Consider the following 18,675-nt stretch of genomic DNA (forward strand, 5'->3'; position numbering starts at 1 on the left):
TCATGAACCGGTTGTGCAAGGTGCTGATTGTTGACGATGAATTTCTGGTTAGACAGGGTATTAAGCACCACATGAACTGGGAAGCAGAAGGATTTAATATTGTAGGGGAAGCATCCAATGGCGAAGAAGGTCTGCAACAGGTGGAGTTGTTAAAACCGGATATCGTCATTACCGACATCGTGATGCCTGTTATGGACGGTGAAACTTTTGTTCGTACACTCAAAGCGGGTTACCCGCATATTGAGGTCATTGTGCTGAGCAGTTTCAGTGAATTCGAATATGTTCGATCTACATTGCAGCATGGAGCGGCAGATTACATATTGAAGCCCAAGCTGGATACGAATGAACTTCTGGAAGTGTTAAGACGTACGGCCGGCAAAATACCGGAGCTTCAATACGAGCCATCCCATGATGGCTGGCGGCTTGGTCAATTAATGGAGAAAATGTTATCCGGATTCACGCTGGACGAAGACAACGAAATGCCTGTTATTCGGGAAAACTTCCCGTTAGGCGCTTTTCGCTTGCTCGCATTTCAGATTACTGAAAGTAGTTTGAAAAATCAGGATCAGATTGAAGCTGAGGTTCGAGAACGCTTGCCTGAGATTGAATGTGCTATTTTACCAGCAGAAAGCCGATTGTCTGTTATGTTGCTGAACATGAAACCTGAGCAAGATGAAGCTACGGTTGAGCAGATCAGGGAATGGGCTGCGGAAGCAGGGGCAGGACAGAATGCTCCGGTGTGGGTGCTTAGTGAGAGATTTCTTTCTTTTGAAAAGATGGGAGACATCTATCGCGAGCGTTTGCTTAAATTAATGGAGTTTTGCTTCTATTATACGAATCGTGCGATTCTGATTGATGGCGAGCTTCCGCCAATGCATCCTGCAGGGTATCAATTCAACGTCAATATGTTTTTGCAACATGTAAAACGCAATCGGGTGGAGACAGCCAAAGAATATTTGCATGAACATGCCGCGACACTTGGGAGAGACTATATTGCTGATGTATTCGAGATCAAATCATTTCTGGGTAACTTGATCTTCAATGTCACGATTACCCTGGCAGATATGGATGTGCAGTCAGCGGGGCTTGAAGAGAGTAAATATACGTATTTTAAAAATGTGGATGGAGCCTCGACGCTTACCGAAGTGATGCTGGTTCTGGATCAATTCATGACGGAGGTTCAGGAATGTGTTTCCGGTTCAGGAGGTAAACGAAGTGATCCGAATATGACCATGTTGCTGGATTACATGCATGCGCACTATGACCAGCCCTTGGGGCTGTCCGAAGTGGCCAAACATTTTCATTTTAACCCGTCGTATCTATCCAGTTACTTCTCGTCACATAAAAAAGAAGGATTTAATGAATATCTGAACAAGATTCGCATTGAGAAAGCGGAGGAATTGCTACGATCGGATGATGTCACGATATCTGAAATTAGCAGTATGGTGGGGTATTCAGATCACAGTTACTTCTGTAAAGTGTTCAAAAAATTCACAGGACTATCTCCAAGTCGCTATCGGCGTAAATTTTGGGCTTAATATAGAAATGGATGAGATTACTTCATGAAAAAGTGGAAAAATGGCTTGTCGCGTCTCGGATTATTCCCCAAGCTAATTTTGGTTATGGTTGTCAGTATAGTCCTGGTGTCAGTGCTTATATTGTGGACAACAATTCATATGTCAACCAATCTGTTTACTGAAACGTTCAGCATCACGAATTCGAAGGTGCTGAGCCAGATCAAAACGAATTTTGATGCGTTTAACGACTCCATCGCTGCGGTGACGAACAATGTGGCCCAAAGTGGGGCTATTCGAGGGTTTCTATCGGATGGGGATGGGGATTCGGTTACCATGTCCAAATCGTACTACAGTATGCGGGAAACGATGAAGCGGGTTCAGTCCATCATTGAGTTTTATGAAGTGGGTATTACGATTGCGGGGGTAAATGGACGAAGTTTTTCGACCAATCCCTCATACATCCAGAAAACAGCCGACGAATTAAAACAGGATCAGATCACAAAGGCAGCGACCGAGTCACCGAGTCGTCTGATCTTCGATGACTACCAGGCCCAGACCAAAGAGGGCACATTGCGAATGATCTCTGCAACAAAAGCGCTGACGGATCGAACGCGAAGCAAAATCTATGGTACGGTTTATATCACGATGAGGGAAGAGTCATTCCGTCAGTTCTACGCCAATTTTACAAGCCGGGGCAATGATGTCGTCATTATGAATGAAAAAGGGGAGATCGTATCCTCTAACCGGGAAGACTGGATTGGCACGACTCAATCTGAACTGTTATCATATGCCGAAACCATAAATGAAACGGCACCCAAAAACATCAATGCACGAGTCATGGGGCAGGATAGCATCATATTATCTGAATATTTACCATTTTACCGTTTGTATATGGTAAACATCGTGGATAAGGAATCTGCGATGGGACAGCTCATTGATATGAAGACGGTCGCATTGATCTGTGCTGCGATTGTGTTTGCGGCTCTGTTGCTGGTATTCCTGATTACGAGTCAGATGACGAAGTCGCTACGCAGACTGGTCAAACAGATGTCTAACATTACGAAGAGTGATCTGGATAACTATATCCCGATCAGCGGCAGTTATGAGAGCAGGCAGTTAGGTCATGCGTACAATTACATGCTAGATGAATTGCATGATTACGTGGATCAGCTTGTACAGACGCAACGGGAACAACGTAATGCTGAGCTTGCGGCGCTTCAGAGCCAGATTAATCCTCATTTTCTGTATAACACCCTGGCTTCTGTCAAAGTTCTGGTACAGCAGGGCAATAAAGATCGGGCTGCGGAAACGATTAATGCGCTAATTGGTTTGTTGCAAAATACGATTAGCGATGTCAGAGAGACGGTAACAGTAGAGCAAGAGGTCGAGAACCTGAAAAATTATGTCTTCATCAACCATGTGCGTTATGGCGGACGGATCAAAGCGGCCTTTTACGTAGCTCCGGATTGCACACACTATCAGGTTCCCAAGCTGGTGATTCAACCCTTTATCGAAAATGCCTTCTTTCATGGGTTTATTAAAAAAGAAACGGGCACGATTCATGTGATGGTTTCCCGCGCGGGAGAATCATTAGTGTGCGAGATCATGGATAATGGTGATGGTATTGCAGGACTTAATGTAGAAGGAGCACTACCCAATCCGAAAAATAATCGTCAACTGTTCAGTGGCATAGGTATCCGAAACGTGCATGATCGAATTGAGTTGTTGTACGGCTCACCTTATGGTGTGACGATTATGAGCAACGTTGGCGAGGGGACAAGAGTCACTGTAACGTTGCCGTTGATTACGAGTTGAAAAAGATAATAAAAAGTCTCAAAATACAACAACCCTTCATTTCTGATTCCCAGAGATGAGGGGTTTTTCGTATGCAAATTCACGGACTCACTGCATATTTGTAAAATTTTCAGCTCAAAATAGTACAAAATCAAAAGAAAGTACAAAAAACCAAATTAAGTGCAACCGTTTTCTGTAAAGGTTTTCATTGTGGCAATAAGAAGACAAATCTGCACAAAATTTTTACTAACGAATGGAGAAATGGGAATGATAAGATGAATACATCGGAAGCAACCGCTTTCAGAAAACGCAAACAAATTTACAAACAAAGAGGTCGAAGGGGAGTTGAATGTTTTGAAAAAAATGTGGGTATTGATGCTCGTAACCGTATTGCTGTTGTCCGCATGTTCATCCGGCGGTGGAGGTAAAGAAGCTGCTAGCGGTGGTGGCGGCGAGAAAGCAAAAGAAATTACGATCTGGGCTTGGGATAAAGCATTTAACGTTGCTGCTCTGGAGCAAGCTAAAGCCATTTATCAAAAAGAAAACCCGGATCTGAAAATCAACATCATTGAGAATGCTCAAGATGCGATCATTCAAAAGCTGAACACTGGATTGAACTCCGGAACAAGCAGCGGTCTGCCAAACGTAGTTCTGATTGAAGACTATCGTGCACAAAGCTTCTTGAGCGCTTATCCAGATGCGTTCAAAGATTTGTCTTCCACAATCAAAGCATCCGATTTTGCAGAGTATAAAATTGGACCAACTTCTTATGAAGGTAAACAATACGGTATTCCGTTTGACTCCGGCGTAGCTGGTTTGTACTACAGAACAGACTTGCTTGAGGAAGCAGGCTACAAAGCTGCTGACCTGCAAGATATCACGTGGGATGATTACATCAAAATCGGTGAAGCTGTAAAAGCAAAAACAGGTAAAGAGCTTCTGTCTCTTGACCCGAACGACCTGGGTATCATCCGGATGATGATCCAAACTGCAGGTAAATGGTACACAGCTGAAGATGGTAAAACACCTGATCTGAACAACAACCCTGCATTGAAAGAAGCGTTCGAAACATACAAAAAAATGATGGATGCTAACATTGTTAAATTGCATTCCGACTGGAGCCAATTCGTTGCCAATGCCAATAACGGTGCTGTAGCAACAATTCCTACAGGTAACTGGTTCTCACCATCCGTTCGTCAAGAAGCTTCCCAATCCGGTAAATGGGCTGTAGCTCCAATGCCGAAAATGGCTGGTCAAGCAAACTCTGTACATGCATCCAACTTGGGTGGTAGCTCTTGGTACATCATGAATGATGTTCCTGGTGCAGATCAAGCGGCTGACTTTATGGCTAAAACTTTTGGTTCCGACAAAGAGTTGTATCAAGAATTGTTGACTAAAATCGGTGCAATCGGTACGTACACGCCGGCTGTTGATGGTGAAGCATACAACAAACCAGACGAGTTCTTCAGCGGTCAAAAAATCTTCGCTGATTTCGCTAACTGGACTAAAGAAATTCCAAAAGTAAACTATGGTAGCAACACTTATGCAATCGAAGATATCTTGGTTGTTGAAATGCAAGCATACCTGAACGGTAAATCAATCGATGACGTTCTGAATGATGCACAAAAACAAGCTGAGGCACAATTAAACTAATATCCCAAGGTAACTTATAGAACCTAGGAAACAACGGAGCCGTCTCCCTTGTCTGGCGCAAGTCGAGCTGGACATGGCGAGAGGCTCTGTAGGTTCTGACCATGTTGCATGGAGAGAGAGGAGCCATACTGTGAAAGCCATAAATACAGGAGACAGTCTCCAAAAGAAAAATAATTTGACTGGATGGGCTTTTGTTTTGCTGGCTGTTGTCGGAATTGTAGCATTCTACTTCTATCCGATGATTCAAGCGCTGCTCTTATCATTCAAGTCAGGCAAAGGTGCCAACCTTGAGTTTTCGGGCCTAGCGAACTACAAAAGATTGCTCGTTGATACCACGTTCCGTACGGCATTATCAAACACGTTCATTTACTTAATCATTCAAGTACCTTTAATGATCATTCTCGGTTTGTTCATTTCCGTATTGCTGAATGACAGCACACTGCGTTTCCGGAGCTTTTTCCGTACTGCAATTTTCTTGCCTTGTGTAACTTCACTTGTTGCTTACTCGGTTGTATTCAAGTATTTGTTTGCACCGGATGGTATGGTGAACCAAGCTTTGCTGGGTTTACACATTATCGGCACACCAATTCAATGGATTACCGACCCGTTCTGGGCTAAAATTACGATCATAATCGCCGTTACTTGGCGTTGGACCGGATATAACATGATTTTCTATCTGTCATCCTTGCAAAACATCGATCAATCGATCTATGAAGCAGCGAAGATTGACGGAGCCAATGCTTTCACTCAATTTTTCAAGATTACTGTACCATTGCTCAAACCGATCATTCTCTTTACGTCCATTACATCAACGATTGGTACATTGCAAATCTTTGATGAAATTATGAATATTACCAAAGGTGGTCCAGGTAACGCGACCATGTCGATCTCACAATACATCTACAACCTTTCGTTCAAATATTCACCGGACTTCGGTTATGCAGCAACCGTTTCGTATTCCATCGTAATTCTGATCATTATTTTGTCCATCATCCAGTTCAAAGTGGCAGGTGATAATAAAAATGGCTAATTCAAAAGCAAAACGCATTTTCACATATGTTTTCCTGTCCCTCGTCGCTTTTATTTCCATCTTCCCATTTTTCTGGATGATCGTCAGCGCTACAAACAAATCAGTAGACGTAACTAGAGGCACGTTGCTGCCGGGCTCCGCTTTAATTGAAAACATCAACAAATTGCTCGACACTACGAATCTGATTCAGGCACTGAGCAACTCAGCGATTATCTCCATCGTGTCAACCATTCTTGCTCTCTTGATTGGTTCCATGGCGGGTTACGGGTTTGAAGTATTTCGGACAAAATCCCGCGATATCGTGTTTAACATCCTGCTCATGTCGATGATGATCCCGTTTGCAGCGATTATGATTCCGCTCTATCGGATGTTTGCAACCATTTCGAGTGCAGCACCGGCAATCGGTATTAATACAATGGCTTCGGTTATTATCCCGACCATCACAACAGCGTTCCTGATCTTCTTCTTCCGTCAGAACACCAAAATGTTCCCGAAAGATTTGTTGGAAGCAGGTCGGATTGACGGTCTGAGCGAGCTGGGTATTTTCTTGAAAATCTACATGCCTACGATGAAAACAACATACGCAGCAGCAGCGATCATTACATTCATGAGCAGCTGGAACAACTATCTATGGCCACTCATCGTATTGCAAACGCCAGATCAGCAAACCATTCCGCTCCTGATCTCCAACCTGGGCGCAGGTTATGCTCCAGATTACGGCGTTATTATGACAGCAGTTGTTATTGCAACACTTCCAACTGCACTGGTGTTCTTCATCATGCAAAAACACTTTGTTGCAGGTATGGTTGGTTCCGTAAAATAAGCATAAGTGCATATCACGTCCAACTGGACGAATGCAGGAAAGAAGGGAGGACGCCTGTACAGGCGTACCTCTATCTTTTTTGTATAGATGCAAACTCATCACGAAATTCGTACTACAGAGGGAGAGAGAGCCGATGAAAGCAACAAAGGCAGATATCAACTGGTTAGGTGACGTAAGTGTATTTGAGGTAAACCGTCTTCATGCTTATTCCGATCACCGCTATTATCAAACGATGGAAGAAGCTGTGGCTTCCGCTGAGATGGCACTTCGTTACGATCTGAATGGAACTTGGAAATTCAACTACTCAATCCGTCCGGATTGCCGTCCTGAACTATTTTATACATCCGAGTACTCCAGCGAAGGCTGGGATGATATTGAAGTACCGGGACATATCCAGCTTCAAGGTTACGGACAGATTCAATATGTGAACACGCAATATCCATGGGATGGATTGAATGAACTCCGTCCGCCAGCTCTGCCGCAGGATAAAAACGCGGTGGGTAGTTACATTCGCACATTCCATCTGCCAGCAGGCTGGGAAGCGAATCCGGTATACATTTCGTTCCAAGGTGTGGAATCCGCATTTTATGTATGGTTGAACGGACAATTCGTAGGGTACGGAGAAGATAGTTTCACACCATCTGACTTTGACCTGACACCGTTCCTTCAAGATGGAGAGAACAAACTGGCGGTTGAAGTATACCAACGCAGCACAGGTAGCTGGTTAGAGGATCAGGACTTCTGGCGTTTCTCCGGTATCTTCAGAGATGTATATCTGTACACAGTTCCGGCTGCACATATCCGTGATGTTCATGTTCGTACCGATTTGGATGCTTCATATACAAACGGTACATTGGAACTCGATCTGAAACTGGAAGGAAAAGCGGCAACAGGTGCACGGATCGAAGCTGAGCTTCTGGACAAGAACGGAAATACAGTCAAAAGTTTTGGCGGTAATGTAGTCGATAATGGGCTGGTACAACTGCGTGAAGAAATTGGCCAAGTTAACCTCTGGAGTGCAGAGATTCCGTATCTGTATCGTCTGTACATCCGTGTATATGATGCAGCAGGCAACCTTGTGGAAGTTGTTCCTCAAGCCGTCGGTTTCCGTAAATTCGAAATGATCGACAAAGTGATGCACATTAATGGCAAGCGTATTGTGTTCAAAGGCGTAAACCGTCACGAGTTCAATCCGCGCCGTGGTCGTGCTGTAACGAAGGAAGACATGCTGTGGGACGTGCGTACGATCAAACAAAACAATATGAATGCTGTTCGTACATCACATTATCCGAACCAAAGTTTGTGGTATGAGCTCTGCGATGAGTACGGACTCTATGTGATTGATGAGATGAACCTGGAAACACACGGTTCCTGGCAAAAGCTTGGGGCTGTTGAGCCTTCATGGGTAATCCCTGGCGATAAGCCGGAATGGCATGATATTGTTATGGATCGTGCAATTTCGATGGTAGAGCGTGACAAAAACCATCCGTCCATTCTGATCTGGTCTTGTGGTAACGAGTCCCATGGTGGTGAAGTGATCTACAAAGTATCACAATACTTCAAATCGGCAGATCCAACACGTATGGTTCATTACGAAGGTGTGTTCCACGACCGCCGTTTCAATGACACAAGTGACATGGAATCCCGGATGTATGCAAAACCGGCTGACATCGAGGAATTCCTGAACGATAACCCGACCAAACCATATATCAGCTGTGAGTATATGCATGCGATGGGTAACTCCATTGGCGGTATGCATAAATACACAGAACTTGAAGATAAGTACCCGATGTATCAAGGTGGATTCATCTGGGATTACATCGATCAATCGATCTACAAAAAAGACCGTTACGGTAAAGAGTATCTGGCTTACGGCGGGGACTTCGGGGATCGTCCATCAGACTATTCGTTCTGTGGCAACGGGATTGTGCACGCAGATCGTAAAGTGACAGCTAAAATGCAGGAGGTTAAATTCCTGTATCAAAACATTAAATTGTTCCCAAGCCGTGACGGCGTTAAAATCGTAAACCAGAACCTGTTCACAGATACTTCCGCGTATGAACTGGTGTACAGCCTGGAGCGTGAAGGAAATGAAGTATTGCGCGGTACACTGGATGTAAATGTTGCTGCGGAAAGTGAAACTGTGATAGAACTTCCTTTGAATGCAAAGGCTCTTGAAGGTGGCGAATATGCTGTTAACGTGGCGTTTGTACTGAAAGAAGCAACGCTGTGGGGTGACAAAGGTGAGGAAGTCGCGTTTGGCCAGTTTATTTTCACACAAGAAGGTAGCGAAGCGGCTGTTGTAACGGATAAAAACGTTGTGAGCGATATTCAGGTGGTTGAAGGTGACGTAAACATTGGTGTTCGCGTTGGTCAAACGCATGTGTTGTTCTCCAAGCAGTTTGGAACACTCGTTTCCCTGAAATTCTCCGGTCGTGAAACGATTGCGATCCCACCTGCACCACTGTTCTGGCGTGCAACGACAGACAATGATAAGGGTACAGCAATGGGCTTTGAGCTTGGTGCATGGTATGCTGCCAGCCTGTTGCCACGTTCTGTAGAATGGAAACATGAACAAAAATCGGATCAGTACCGGATTGAGTTCACCTATAAATTGAACATCTCGGCCGATGTAGAGGTAAAAGTGACCTATACGGTGCTGGCTGATGGAAGTGTACATGTGCATAACACGTACAAAGGTACCGAAGGATTGCCAAACCTGCCTATCCACGCATTGTCGTTCAGAACATCTCCGGATTATGAGAATGTGGAATGGCTGGCAATGGGACCAGAGGAAAACTATTCGGATCGCGCATTTGGCGCTCGTCTGGGGATCCATGGCAGTAAGGTTGCAGATACGATGGCTCCATATCTTGTACCGCAAGAGTCGGGTAACCGTACAGGGGTACGCTGGGCTAAGTTGACGGACAATGCAGGACGCGGTTTCAAAATCGAAGCTTCCGGTGCACCGGTTGAATTGAATGTGTCACCATATACAGCGTTTGAACTGGAGAATGCGCAGCATGTGTATGAGTTGCCACCAGTGCATTACACTGTCGTTACGGTAGCCGGTAAACAAATGGGTGTTGGCGGTGACGATAGCTGGGGCGCTCCGGTACATCCGGAATATCAAATTCCTTCCAATGGTGAACTGAGCTTTGAATTCGTTATTCGTTCACTGTAAAAGGGAAGTATACGGTAAGAACAACAAGTGATGTTGGCACCTTGTCAATGTAGTGGTAACTTGAATTAAAACGTGATTATATCAGAGGCAGAGGTTCCCTTGGATGGGGGCCTCTGTTTTTTTGCTTTCCCTTATTGAAACCGTTCTCGCTTCATTCTCGTAGAGTACTGCACAAAGATACTGAGGAGGGGACAGGATGAGCAGAAAAGCAAAAACAGGGGTGTGGGTGACAGTGATCGCCGTTCTGGGCATCATTGTTGGATCATTTATATGGTATTTCAATACGGCTTCAGGTGAACGTGCACTCAAAACGATGAGATCAAATAATGCTGGCGGCTTGGAACGTGTAGTTAAGGTATATAGTAATTCGGGTGAGCTGATTCAGACTTACGAAGGCAAGATTGACGTACAGGATACGGAGTATGGCAATAAAGTACTGTTTGACCTGAACGGGAAACGGGTTGTGATCTACAATGCTACGATTGTGACGGAAGAGAAGTGAAGAGAAGTGAAGTGACAGGTACTCTGGTGATCCATAGTACGTAGATAGATCAGGAGACATAATTCTACTTCTGTAGTAAAATTAAGGAAAAGTATGAGAGTTGAGTGATTCAGAATGATGATGTTAATCGTTGCTCTTTCCTTGCTGGGTATGGTTGCTTTCTATAGTTTAATTGCTTACCTCCTGATTCGCATCATTTCAAAAAAAGCTTTTAAAGTGACGTTAACGAAGTTGGAGATCATAGAAATCATAACTTGGCTTTCACTGATTTTTTTTGCTTTCTATGCGATCAGATCAGGAGCATCTTCTATGTTCTTGCCGTCTGTCCTACTTTTTATAACGTTAATGAATATGCGAATCTCGAATCGAAAACAAAGAGAACGTGTTAAACAAGAATGTACTTGAGTTGTCGAGACAAGGAGGTTGCGCTTTGATTCTGGACAAAACAACCGATACGTCAGGGCTGACACAAGTTGTTGACCTATCTGATGAATTGCAGCCTGTTTTCGACAAAGCCGCTGAAAAATATGCTTCGTGTGATATTGAACTGTACTTTGTCTTCCGCTGCCTTCCCGATGAATATGGGTGCAAATCAAACGTCAGACATGTGAAGGCAGAAAAGGTAATCTATTTCGATATGACGGTTAGTGAAGACCGTTATAAGACCTGGAGCAAAAGTAAACAGCGATATGCATTAGGCCATGCGTTTTATACGTTTGTGAGCGACAAGATGAAGAAGTATAAGATAGATCATCTGGATAGGGATGCATTTATTGCAGATATGGGTGCGTGGCTTAAAGAAATTGGATGGTTGCAGACGGAAGAGGAAGCAGAGTTGAATGAGATGCAGGAGAAGTATGAGTAGAAACGGGTGAGTTCAATCATTCTTAGAGTAACCTATAAGAAATAAGTTAAGTGTCAAAATAGCAGTATCTGGCCGACTGATTAGTCGGTTCTTTTAATAATAGACAAATCAGAGCATTTCTGAGCAAGAAGATTCCAGAGGGTTCTTTTACACTGTAAAAGAAAGGAGATGAGAGATCCTGGAAATATTTAAACTGCTTCACCAATCGATTGATTATGTGGAACGACATCTTCATTTGCCAATTGAGATTGAAGATATTGCTAGGGCAGGCATGAGTTCGAAGTATCACTTTCAGCGAATGTTTCATGCAGTAACCGGCGTAACGGTTACCCAGTACGTAAGAAACAGACGTCTCACACTTGCGGCTCAGGAGTTAGCAGGAACAAACTGTAAAGTTATTGATGTTGCACTTAAGTATGGTTATGAAAGTCCAGCAGCTTTTACAAAAGCGTTCCAAAGGATGCATGGGGTAACACCTCTTGAGGCGAAGAAAATGAATGTGAAACTTAAAGCATTTCCTCGAATCTCCTTTCAAATTCAGGTTAGAGGTGAATCAGAGATGAATTATCGATTTGTCGAGGAAAAAGGCTCTATTGTATTTGGGAAAAGCGTTATCATCCATGAAGATGCGTATAAAGAGATACCCGTATTTGTGGAGGGCATTTGGAAAGATGGGACCCATGGTCAGATACTCAAGTTGTTAGAGAAACCGGATGGATCATTGTTATATGGGTATCATTATGATTTTGCTGAGAATGGTTCGAGGCGGTATTTGATGGGAGCAGAAGTGCCAGAGGGCATTCAGGTACCGGATGAATTTACTGTCCTTCCTATACCTGATCAAACTTATGCTGTTTTTGACAGCCGAGGGACGATGCCAGATGATGTCGAAATTGATGTAAGCATTCAGGATATTTGGAAACGGATCTACACCGAGTGGTTCCCGTCAACGAATTTTGAACAAGTGGAAGGACCCTGTATAGAAAAATATTACTGGGTGGATGAACGGGAGAAGGATTTCATCACTGAAGTATGGATTCCGATTCGTAAAATTGAAGAGGACATTAAATCATTGTAAGGAATGATTACCGTATAAAGAAGAAAGATGGAAAATGGCCAGCAATTTATCCAAAATGGATTATTATCTAGTTCTTTTGAGAAAGAAGGTTGGAAATCTTGGTGATGAATGCACTATTAAGAGGTGGAATACCCTTCGTGATTATGAACGGTATCGCTCTGATCCTTTATTCTCAAGGAAAATATGCTGACGCTAAAGGCACATTTGTTGCAAGTCTGATTGCTCTTTTTGTCGGTGCTGCAACTGTTATTTATAACATAGAACATTGGACTTTGGCGAAAAAAAGCGGTATCCATTTTACTGTAATGCTTGTGACCATTTATCCGATCCTGCTGTTAAGTGGCTGGTTTACGATTCATTCTGTTTTCGATGCTTTTAAAGTTTTCCTGTTTTTTATCTTTGTTGGGATCATTTTATGGTCTGTACTTTTCACATTAACCCAATTTTTCTCTCGATAAATTGCTCAACAAAAAGAAGCCCTCTTTCGAGAGCTTCTTTTTCATGGGAGAGGAGAAACCGGACGAAGAGCTTATGGGGAAACGTAAGTCTTCTCCGCGGTTGTCTACGACACTTGTGATGTCGATAATTATAGAATGGCCCAAGGGTTTCCTTTTTATACATATTGCTCAACAGTATTTTTCAAACGGAACCTGATTGTGGTACGATAGCTTTATCAATAAACTTACATAGAGAGAAAAGGTGACACATTCGTGAGAGTGGTATCTGGAAGTGCGAAGGGCAGGCCGCTGAAGGCAGTTCCCGGCACAGGTACGCGTCCAACCACTGATAAGGTGAAGGAAGCGTTGTTTAGTATGATTGGTCCTTATTTTGAGGGCGGGGCAGCATTGGATCTGTTTGCAGGCAGTGGAGGTCTCGGTATCGAGGCGCTGAGCCGCGGCATGGACAAGGCTGTTTTTGTTGATCTGGAATCGAAAAGTATTGAAGTGATCCGCGAAAATCTGAAGGCAACGAGGCTGGAGGATCAGGCGGCTGTATATCGGAATGACGCAGGTCGTGCGCTCAAAGCGCTGGCTAAACGTAACGCAACATTTGATCTGGTGTTTCTCGATCCGCCCTATCGCATGAAGAACGGGCACGAGTTAATGTTAACGATGCACGAACTGGAGCTGCTTACCCAAGGTGCAACCATCGTGCTTGAGTATGAATCCAAACATGAATACCCGGAGCAATTTGGCCCGTTTGAGCAAACGCGTAAAGCGGTGTACGGTGAGACAGCTGTATCCATTTACGATTACGTACCCGGTGCGGCAGAGGATGAAGAAAACAGCATCACAGAAGAGGAGGCTCCTCATGACTGAAATGATTCATCGGCAGGAACGTATTGCCGTATACCCAGGAAGCTTTGATCCCGTAACGATGGGACATCTCGACATAATTGCGAGAGCGTCTAAACAGTTTGACCGTGTCATCGTCGCTGTATTGAACAATATGAGTAAAAATCCGCTGTTCACGGTAGAGGAACGCAAAGAGTTAATTCTTACTGTAACCAGCCACCTGCCGAATGTGGAAGTGGATAGCTTCCGTGATCTGACCGCTAATTATGTACGGCAAAAGGAAGCGCAGGTTATCGTTCGCGGCATCCGCTCCGTAACCGATTTTGAATATGAGTTGCAACTCGCGTCGACCAACAGCAAGTTGAACCCGGATGCAGAAACGATTTTTATGATGACCAACCCGAAATACTCCTACCTCAGTTCTAGTATCGTTAAAGAAATCGCCCACTATCATGGGGATGTAACGGATCTGGTATCGCCTGAAGTTGAAGCTGCGCTTCGTCAGAAGATCAGCGAGAAAAAAGGCGGTTAATCCATAAGGTAAGGCCCGAGAGACTAATCATTACCCCAAGAAGTAAAGCGAGACTTAGGGCTGCTACAGGGAAGCTGTTCCAGATGAGTTGCCATGTACTTGTGGTGTCTGGAAATTGCAGAAACGGCCAATAGAATAAAGAGTTTGAGCGCTCTACCGCAGTGGTCTGCCATGTGGTCGATACTTCTGTGCTGTAACGGCTGAATGGTTCCCACAACCAGAGGGTAAGACTAAAGGCGGTTAACCCATGTCCTAATCGAACGATAATGAAAAAGAGCATGGAATGCAGTCCGGGGATGGCTGTTCTTAGCATCGACGAGACTTGTAGGTGCGAGCATACGCCTCCCCAGCCAAGCGCACCTGCCAGGAATGCCATCAGTAGGGCGGGTGCTATTGCTGTTTTGCTAATGTGGTATGTCCCCAGGTGAAGCTCCAGCACAGAAGGCCAAACTGCAGCTGAAATACCGGGAGTCAGATAGAGTGAGAGTAACCGGATAAATACAGCAAAAACGATGATGTATCCTCCAGTTAATAATAGAATTTGTACGGCCTGAGATACGGTGTCCCCCAGTAATTTGCCAAACCCTCGTGCGTCCCGGCTATGTGCTTCTCTAGCGGCTCGCAACATGCGCGAACCGATGCGGAGTTTCTGAGAATCTGGAGCTAAGGGAGGCAACTGCTTCTTTTCTGTCTCTGTGTGATCTTGGGCTGGAGAGAGAGAATGGACATCATTATTAGGTGACATGGAGTCTGGTACAAGATTTTTTTTGCGGGATGCAGGAATGAGACGAATGGCAACGGCTGCTGCAATCCAGCCACTGATCCAGTGTATAATGAGGAGAAAATATCCAGCGGCAGGATTATGAAGAAAAGCACCTCCAATAACCAGCAGAATCATCATAGGGTTGGCAAAATGAGCTGCTGCCGTAATAATAACCGCCTGTCTGGCGGTCATTTGTTGATCCTTGAGTAATCGAGATACGGCATCTACGGCGGTTGGAAAACCTCCACACATGCCCACAGCGAGAACGAACCCGGTATGGCCGGGTAGCTTGAACAAACGCCTCATCAGGGGCTCTAGCAGAACCCCCAGGGCGTGGGTAAAGCCAAACGCGGTCAGCATCTGGGATAACATCAGGAACGGCAGCAGGGCAGGAAAGACAATTTTCCACCAGATGTCGAGTCCTTGAATGGATGCGTCGAACGCTTCTTTCGGAGATGCAACTATTGCAACAACCAGCATGAATGCACTGGTGCTCAGGAATACGGTTCGTACCAAACCCGGACTTCGAACCTCACTGGATACGGTCATCGTTTCACCTCATATCAATTAACGCCCCTCGGGCATTGGGATTATAGTGGACGGCCGAATCACGTTCGTAAACGGTTCGGCCTTGACCGGATAGACGGCGAATCATCCTGCGGCCTATCCGGCCTGTACCATTGTATGCAGGAACAACAAGGTGTTAGACTTGGATTATAATCATATGGAATAAGATGAGCTAAATGAATTACACAAAGCAACTCTTGTGGAGTGGGTTCAGCTTGTATAGAGATAAGAACGGAGGCTCATGAGATGAATCGGTTCCGGAAAACAGGTGGTTTCAGAGCTTCGATCTACGTGATCGCGGTGGCTCTTATTGTTTATCTTACGGTGTACATGCCAACGCCGTATATTATTTATAAACCCGGCAGTGCGGATGAAGTTAAACCCATGGTTACCGTGAAGGACGGTGACAAAGATGAAAAAGGCGTATTCATGATGACCACCGTGTCGGCAACGTATGCCAATTTATTTTTGTTAGGCACTTCGTATTTTGATAAAAATGCACAAGTGGATAAAAAGGAAGATCGTCTGCGTGGTAAAAGCGAGGCGGAATACTCCGCTGAACAAGTCTGGTTCATGAGTGATTCGCAATCCTCTGCCATGGAAGCGGCCTATGAGAAAGCGGGCATTGCATACTCCATTGTGCCTGAAAACATCTTTGTGTTTGGTCTTTCGGAAAATCCCAAACCGGATGGAGATATTGAACCCGGAGATATTATTCTGGGTGTGAACGGTACAGCTACACCGGATAATACGGTGCTTGCCAAACAGCTGGAAGGAAAAAAAGCCGGGGATACGGTGGAGATGCAATTGGAGCGCGGCGGTGAAACGATTAGCCGGGATATCACGCTGGTTGAGGTGAAAGACAGCAAGACAGGCAAGATGCGTACTGGACTTGGGGTGATGATTGGTGCCGTGCAGAAGGTGAAGCCGGAAGACCCGAACAAACAAATCACATTTTCAAGCACGCAGGTGGGAGGTCCATCTGCCGGGTTAATGTTCACGTTGGAGATTTATAATCAGTTGACTCCTGGTGATCTGACCAAGGGACATCGGATTGCTGGTACAGGTACGATTACGAAAGATGGTGTTGTAGGAGCCATTGGCGGTGTGCAACATAAAATTGTCGCTGCCGACCGTAAAAAGGCAGAAATTTTCTTTGTACCTAAAGACAACTACAAAGAAGCTGAGGCCAAAGCAAAAGAAATCAACACTCCAATGAAGCTTGTGCCCGTAAGCACACTCGATGATGCGTTAGCCTTCTTGAAAACTCTGTCTGTGAAGTCTTAAGTGAAATAAGAGTATCTTACTAGAAGATTGGACTTAGAAGAGCTTGGGCAGTGACCTCTTTTAAAATAAGAAGGTACGCTCGGAAAAACAGTTATAGGAGATTCATAAAAAAGAGCGAGAAAGCAATGAGAAAAAGGGATGTAAATTAAGTGTCCAGGTCAGGTTGAATAATACGATAAGTGTTGTGCATTGGTAGGATACATGTGTAAGACGTTGCTTTTAAAAAATCGAAATGACAAAATCCCCTGTGATGACAGCCAAAGGCTCGGCACAGGGGATTTTTTGCTGGTTCTATAGTTTGTAGGGCGAGATGAGTCAGATTCTCACGGGTGATTCGTAGTAGTCGCTATACATTATGCGTGATATGTTGCGCGAATCCTGTTGGTCATGGGCAAGAGCATAGGCGGCTTGCGCCTGGATATCCAACTCCAGTTGAGCATGTTCAAACGTTGAGGGTTTCATTACAACAGACAGGGTGGCTGTTTTTTTCATCTGTTTGAGCAGACTCTGGCCTGTTGAAGTGAAACCGAGGACACGCAGATATCCGGGTCCGGTGGCTAATCGCTCTGGTGAACACTCTTCTTTTGTGTGGTTCAGGAGCAGGTGGGCGAGCATGCGCTGCAGTTTGGTGCGCGTGTAACGCCGGGTTTTGAGCGCATTCAGGAGAGCCTCGACTGAAGGCTCGGGGAGCTGGGCGAGTGCACGTATGAGCCGATGCTCCAGTCCTTCCGTGACTTCGGCAATACGTTCCAGCTCGGAGGCACGGCGGGTGGCCGCGATGTGCAGCAGCGGCTGGGCGAAGCGCTCCCAGTGCATGGGAGCGCGTCCTTCTTGCCATTCGCGATGCAGAATGGCAAGGGTTGCCGCCGGCACATATGGTGCGGCGGCTTTGGGCCCGTCCGCCAGCAGCAGGCGGCGGACAGCTGTGGCACTGGCGATCGCCCCCGGGCCGGGCGTCGCCTGATGATAGGCGGCACCGGTACGTGCCGCCGTCAAGGGCTGGATCGCGCTGCCAAGCCGTTGCAGCGCGATGAGGTAGTGTAGCCCAAGCGAATTGTTGGGCTGCTCCAGCAGTGCCGCGGCGTCGTGAGCATCGACGCCGCCGGGCGCCAGCGCTGCCGCCGCGCCTGCGTACGCGGCGGGGTAGCTGGCGCCCTCCCGTAGGCGGCGCGCGATATCCTCGCGCAGCCCTGCGGGCTCCACAGCCAGCACGCGCGCAATGCGCTGCAGGCTGTCGATGTCGCCGGACTCGCTGCCAAAGCAGAGCGAGTCCACAACCCCGGTGCGGTGCAGCAATGATACCGCACCGAAGGCAAACCACTCCGCCGGTTGAACCGCATAGGCAACCGGCAGTTCAATCACCAGATCGGCGCCAGCATGGAGCGCCATCTCGGTGCGTGCCCTTTTACCAACGATGGCGGGTTCGCCACGCTGGAGAAAAGGGCCGCTCATCACGGCAACAACGGCATCTGCTGCGCTAAGCCGCCGCGATTCATTCAGATGATGCACATGTCCGTTGTGCAACGGGTTATATTCCACAATAACGCCTACAGCTTTCATGAGCGTTACTCCTTCCTGTCGCGTTGAAATCTCCCATGGGGTCGTTAATCACGCGGGTCATGACATTTTTACAATATAGGATAGCATACATTTGTTTGTTCACCGTCAAAGCTCATTTTACCTCTTTCATCATAGAATAGAGCTGGCATTAGAGCAAATGATGAAAAAAGGCACAGAACCTGCATCCGCAGATGCAGCCTGTACCTGAAATATAGTTGTTATTAT

15 protein-coding genes are annotated in these 18,675 nt (G+C 45.7%); 13 read left to right on the forward strand and 2 right to left on the reverse strand.

Annotated features, from left to right (window positions below; all coding sequences use genetic code 11):
- Positions 1-2: 2 nt before the first annotated feature.
- The 12 genes from MHI38_RS26950 to coaD all read left to right on the forward strand — a co-directional run bounded on the left by MHI38_RS26950 (position 3) and on the right by coaD (position 14,273).
- Complete coding sequence (locus MHI38_RS26950; RefSeq protein ID WP_154886416.1) at positions 3-1,538, forward strand: response regulator; 1,536 nt, start codon at positions 3-5, stop codon at positions 1,536-1,538.
- Between the two features lie 24 nt (positions 1,539-1,562).
- Positions 1,563-3,332, forward strand: a complete 1,770-nt coding sequence (locus MHI38_RS26955; protein WP_090923920.1) for a cache domain-containing sensor histidine kinase — start codon at positions 1,563-1,565, stop codon at positions 3,330-3,332.
- A 333-nt stretch (positions 3,333-3,665) separates the two neighbouring features.
- Positions 3,666-4,964 (forward strand): extracellular solute-binding protein, encoded by a 1,299-nt coding sequence (locus MHI38_RS26960; RefSeq protein WP_167375818.1) that lies wholly within the window; start codon positions 3,666-3,668, stop codon positions 4,962-4,964.
- A gap of 130 nt (positions 4,965-5,094) precedes the next feature.
- Positions 5,095-5,994: a carbohydrate ABC transporter permease gene (locus MHI38_RS26965; protein ID WP_090923919.1), complete on the forward strand. Its 900-nt coding sequence runs from the start codon at positions 5,095-5,097 to the stop codon at positions 5,992-5,994.
- Positions 5,987-6,817, forward strand: a complete 831-nt coding sequence (locus MHI38_RS26970; protein ID WP_090923918.1) for a carbohydrate ABC transporter permease — start codon at positions 5,987-5,989, stop codon at positions 6,815-6,817. Before MHI38_RS26965 ends, MHI38_RS26970 begins: the two co-directional genes overlap by 8 nt.
- 133 nt (positions 6,818-6,950) lie before the next feature.
- The gene (locus tag MHI38_RS26975) at positions 6,951-10,001 is read left to right on the forward strand and encodes a glycoside hydrolase family 2 TIM barrel-domain containing protein (protein WP_154886415.1); all 3,051 of its coding nucleotides are present in this window, start codon (positions 6,951-6,953) and stop codon (positions 9,999-10,001) included.
- A gap of 196 nt (positions 10,002-10,197) precedes the next feature.
- Entirely contained in the window at positions 10,198-10,503 is a 306-nt protein-coding gene (locus tag MHI38_RS26980) for a hypothetical protein (RefSeq protein ID WP_090923916.1), read from the forward strand.
- 430 nt (positions 10,504-10,933) lie between these two features.
- Positions 10,934-11,368, forward strand: coding sequence for a hypothetical protein (locus MHI38_RS26985; RefSeq protein ID WP_154886414.1), 435 nt, complete (start codon positions 10,934-10,936; stop codon positions 11,366-11,368).
- Positions 11,369-11,585: 217 nt separating this feature from the next.
- The gene (locus MHI38_RS26990) at positions 11,586-12,446 is read left to right on the forward strand and encodes an AraC family transcriptional regulator (protein ID WP_261769165.1); all 861 of its coding nucleotides are present in this window, start codon (positions 11,586-11,588) and stop codon (positions 12,444-12,446) included.
- Between the two features lie 137 nt (positions 12,447-12,583).
- Positions 12,584-12,904 carry a DUF3021 domain-containing protein gene (locus MHI38_RS26995; protein ID WP_261769164.1) on the forward strand — a complete coding sequence of 107 codons (321 nt, stop codon included), beginning with the start codon at positions 12,584-12,586 and terminating at the stop codon, positions 12,902-12,904.
- 252 nt (positions 12,905-13,156) lie between these two features.
- Positions 13,157-13,765 carry a 16S rRNA (guanine(966)-N(2))-methyltransferase RsmD gene (rsmD, locus tag MHI38_RS27000; RefSeq protein ID WP_154886412.1) on the forward strand — a complete coding sequence of 203 codons (609 nt, stop codon included), beginning with the start codon at positions 13,157-13,159 and terminating at the stop codon, positions 13,763-13,765.
- 1 nt (position 13,766) lies between these two features.
- Positions 13,767-14,273: a pantetheine-phosphate adenylyltransferase gene (gene coaD, locus MHI38_RS27005; protein WP_154887388.1), complete on the forward strand. Its 507-nt coding sequence runs from the start codon at positions 13,767-13,769 to the stop codon at positions 14,271-14,273.
- On the opposite strand, the gene MHI38_RS27010 is transcribed toward coaD, so the two are convergent.
- Positions 14,251-15,585 carry a nucleoside recognition domain-containing protein gene (locus MHI38_RS27010; RefSeq protein ID WP_253495462.1) on the reverse strand — a complete coding sequence of 445 codons (1,335 nt, stop codon included), beginning with the start codon at positions 15,583-15,585 and terminating at the stop codon, positions 14,251-14,253. The two genes, coaD and MHI38_RS27010, sit on opposite strands and share 23 nt — an antisense overlap.
- A gap of 264 nt (positions 15,586-15,849) precedes the next feature.
- On the opposite strand from MHI38_RS27010, the gene MHI38_RS27015 reads away from it, so the two are divergent.
- Positions 15,850-16,890: a SepM family pheromone-processing serine protease gene (locus tag MHI38_RS27015; RefSeq protein ID WP_090923910.1), complete on the forward strand. Its 1,041-nt coding sequence runs from the start codon at positions 15,850-15,852 to the stop codon at positions 16,888-16,890.
- Positions 16,891-17,205: 315 nt separating this feature from the next.
- Here the strand turns inward: MHI38_RS27015 and MHI38_RS27020 are convergent, their stop codons facing one another.
- Entirely contained in the window at positions 17,206-18,450 is a 1,245-nt protein-coding gene (locus MHI38_RS27020) for a nucleotidyltransferase (protein ID WP_341181880.1), read from the reverse strand.
- Between the last annotated feature and the right edge of the window lie 225 nt (positions 18,451-18,675).

Source organism: Paenibacillus sp. FSL K6-1558, from assembly GCF_038002565.1.
Classification (GTDB): domain Bacteria; phylum Bacillota; class Bacilli; order Paenibacillales; family Paenibacillaceae; genus Paenibacillus; species Paenibacillus polysaccharolyticus.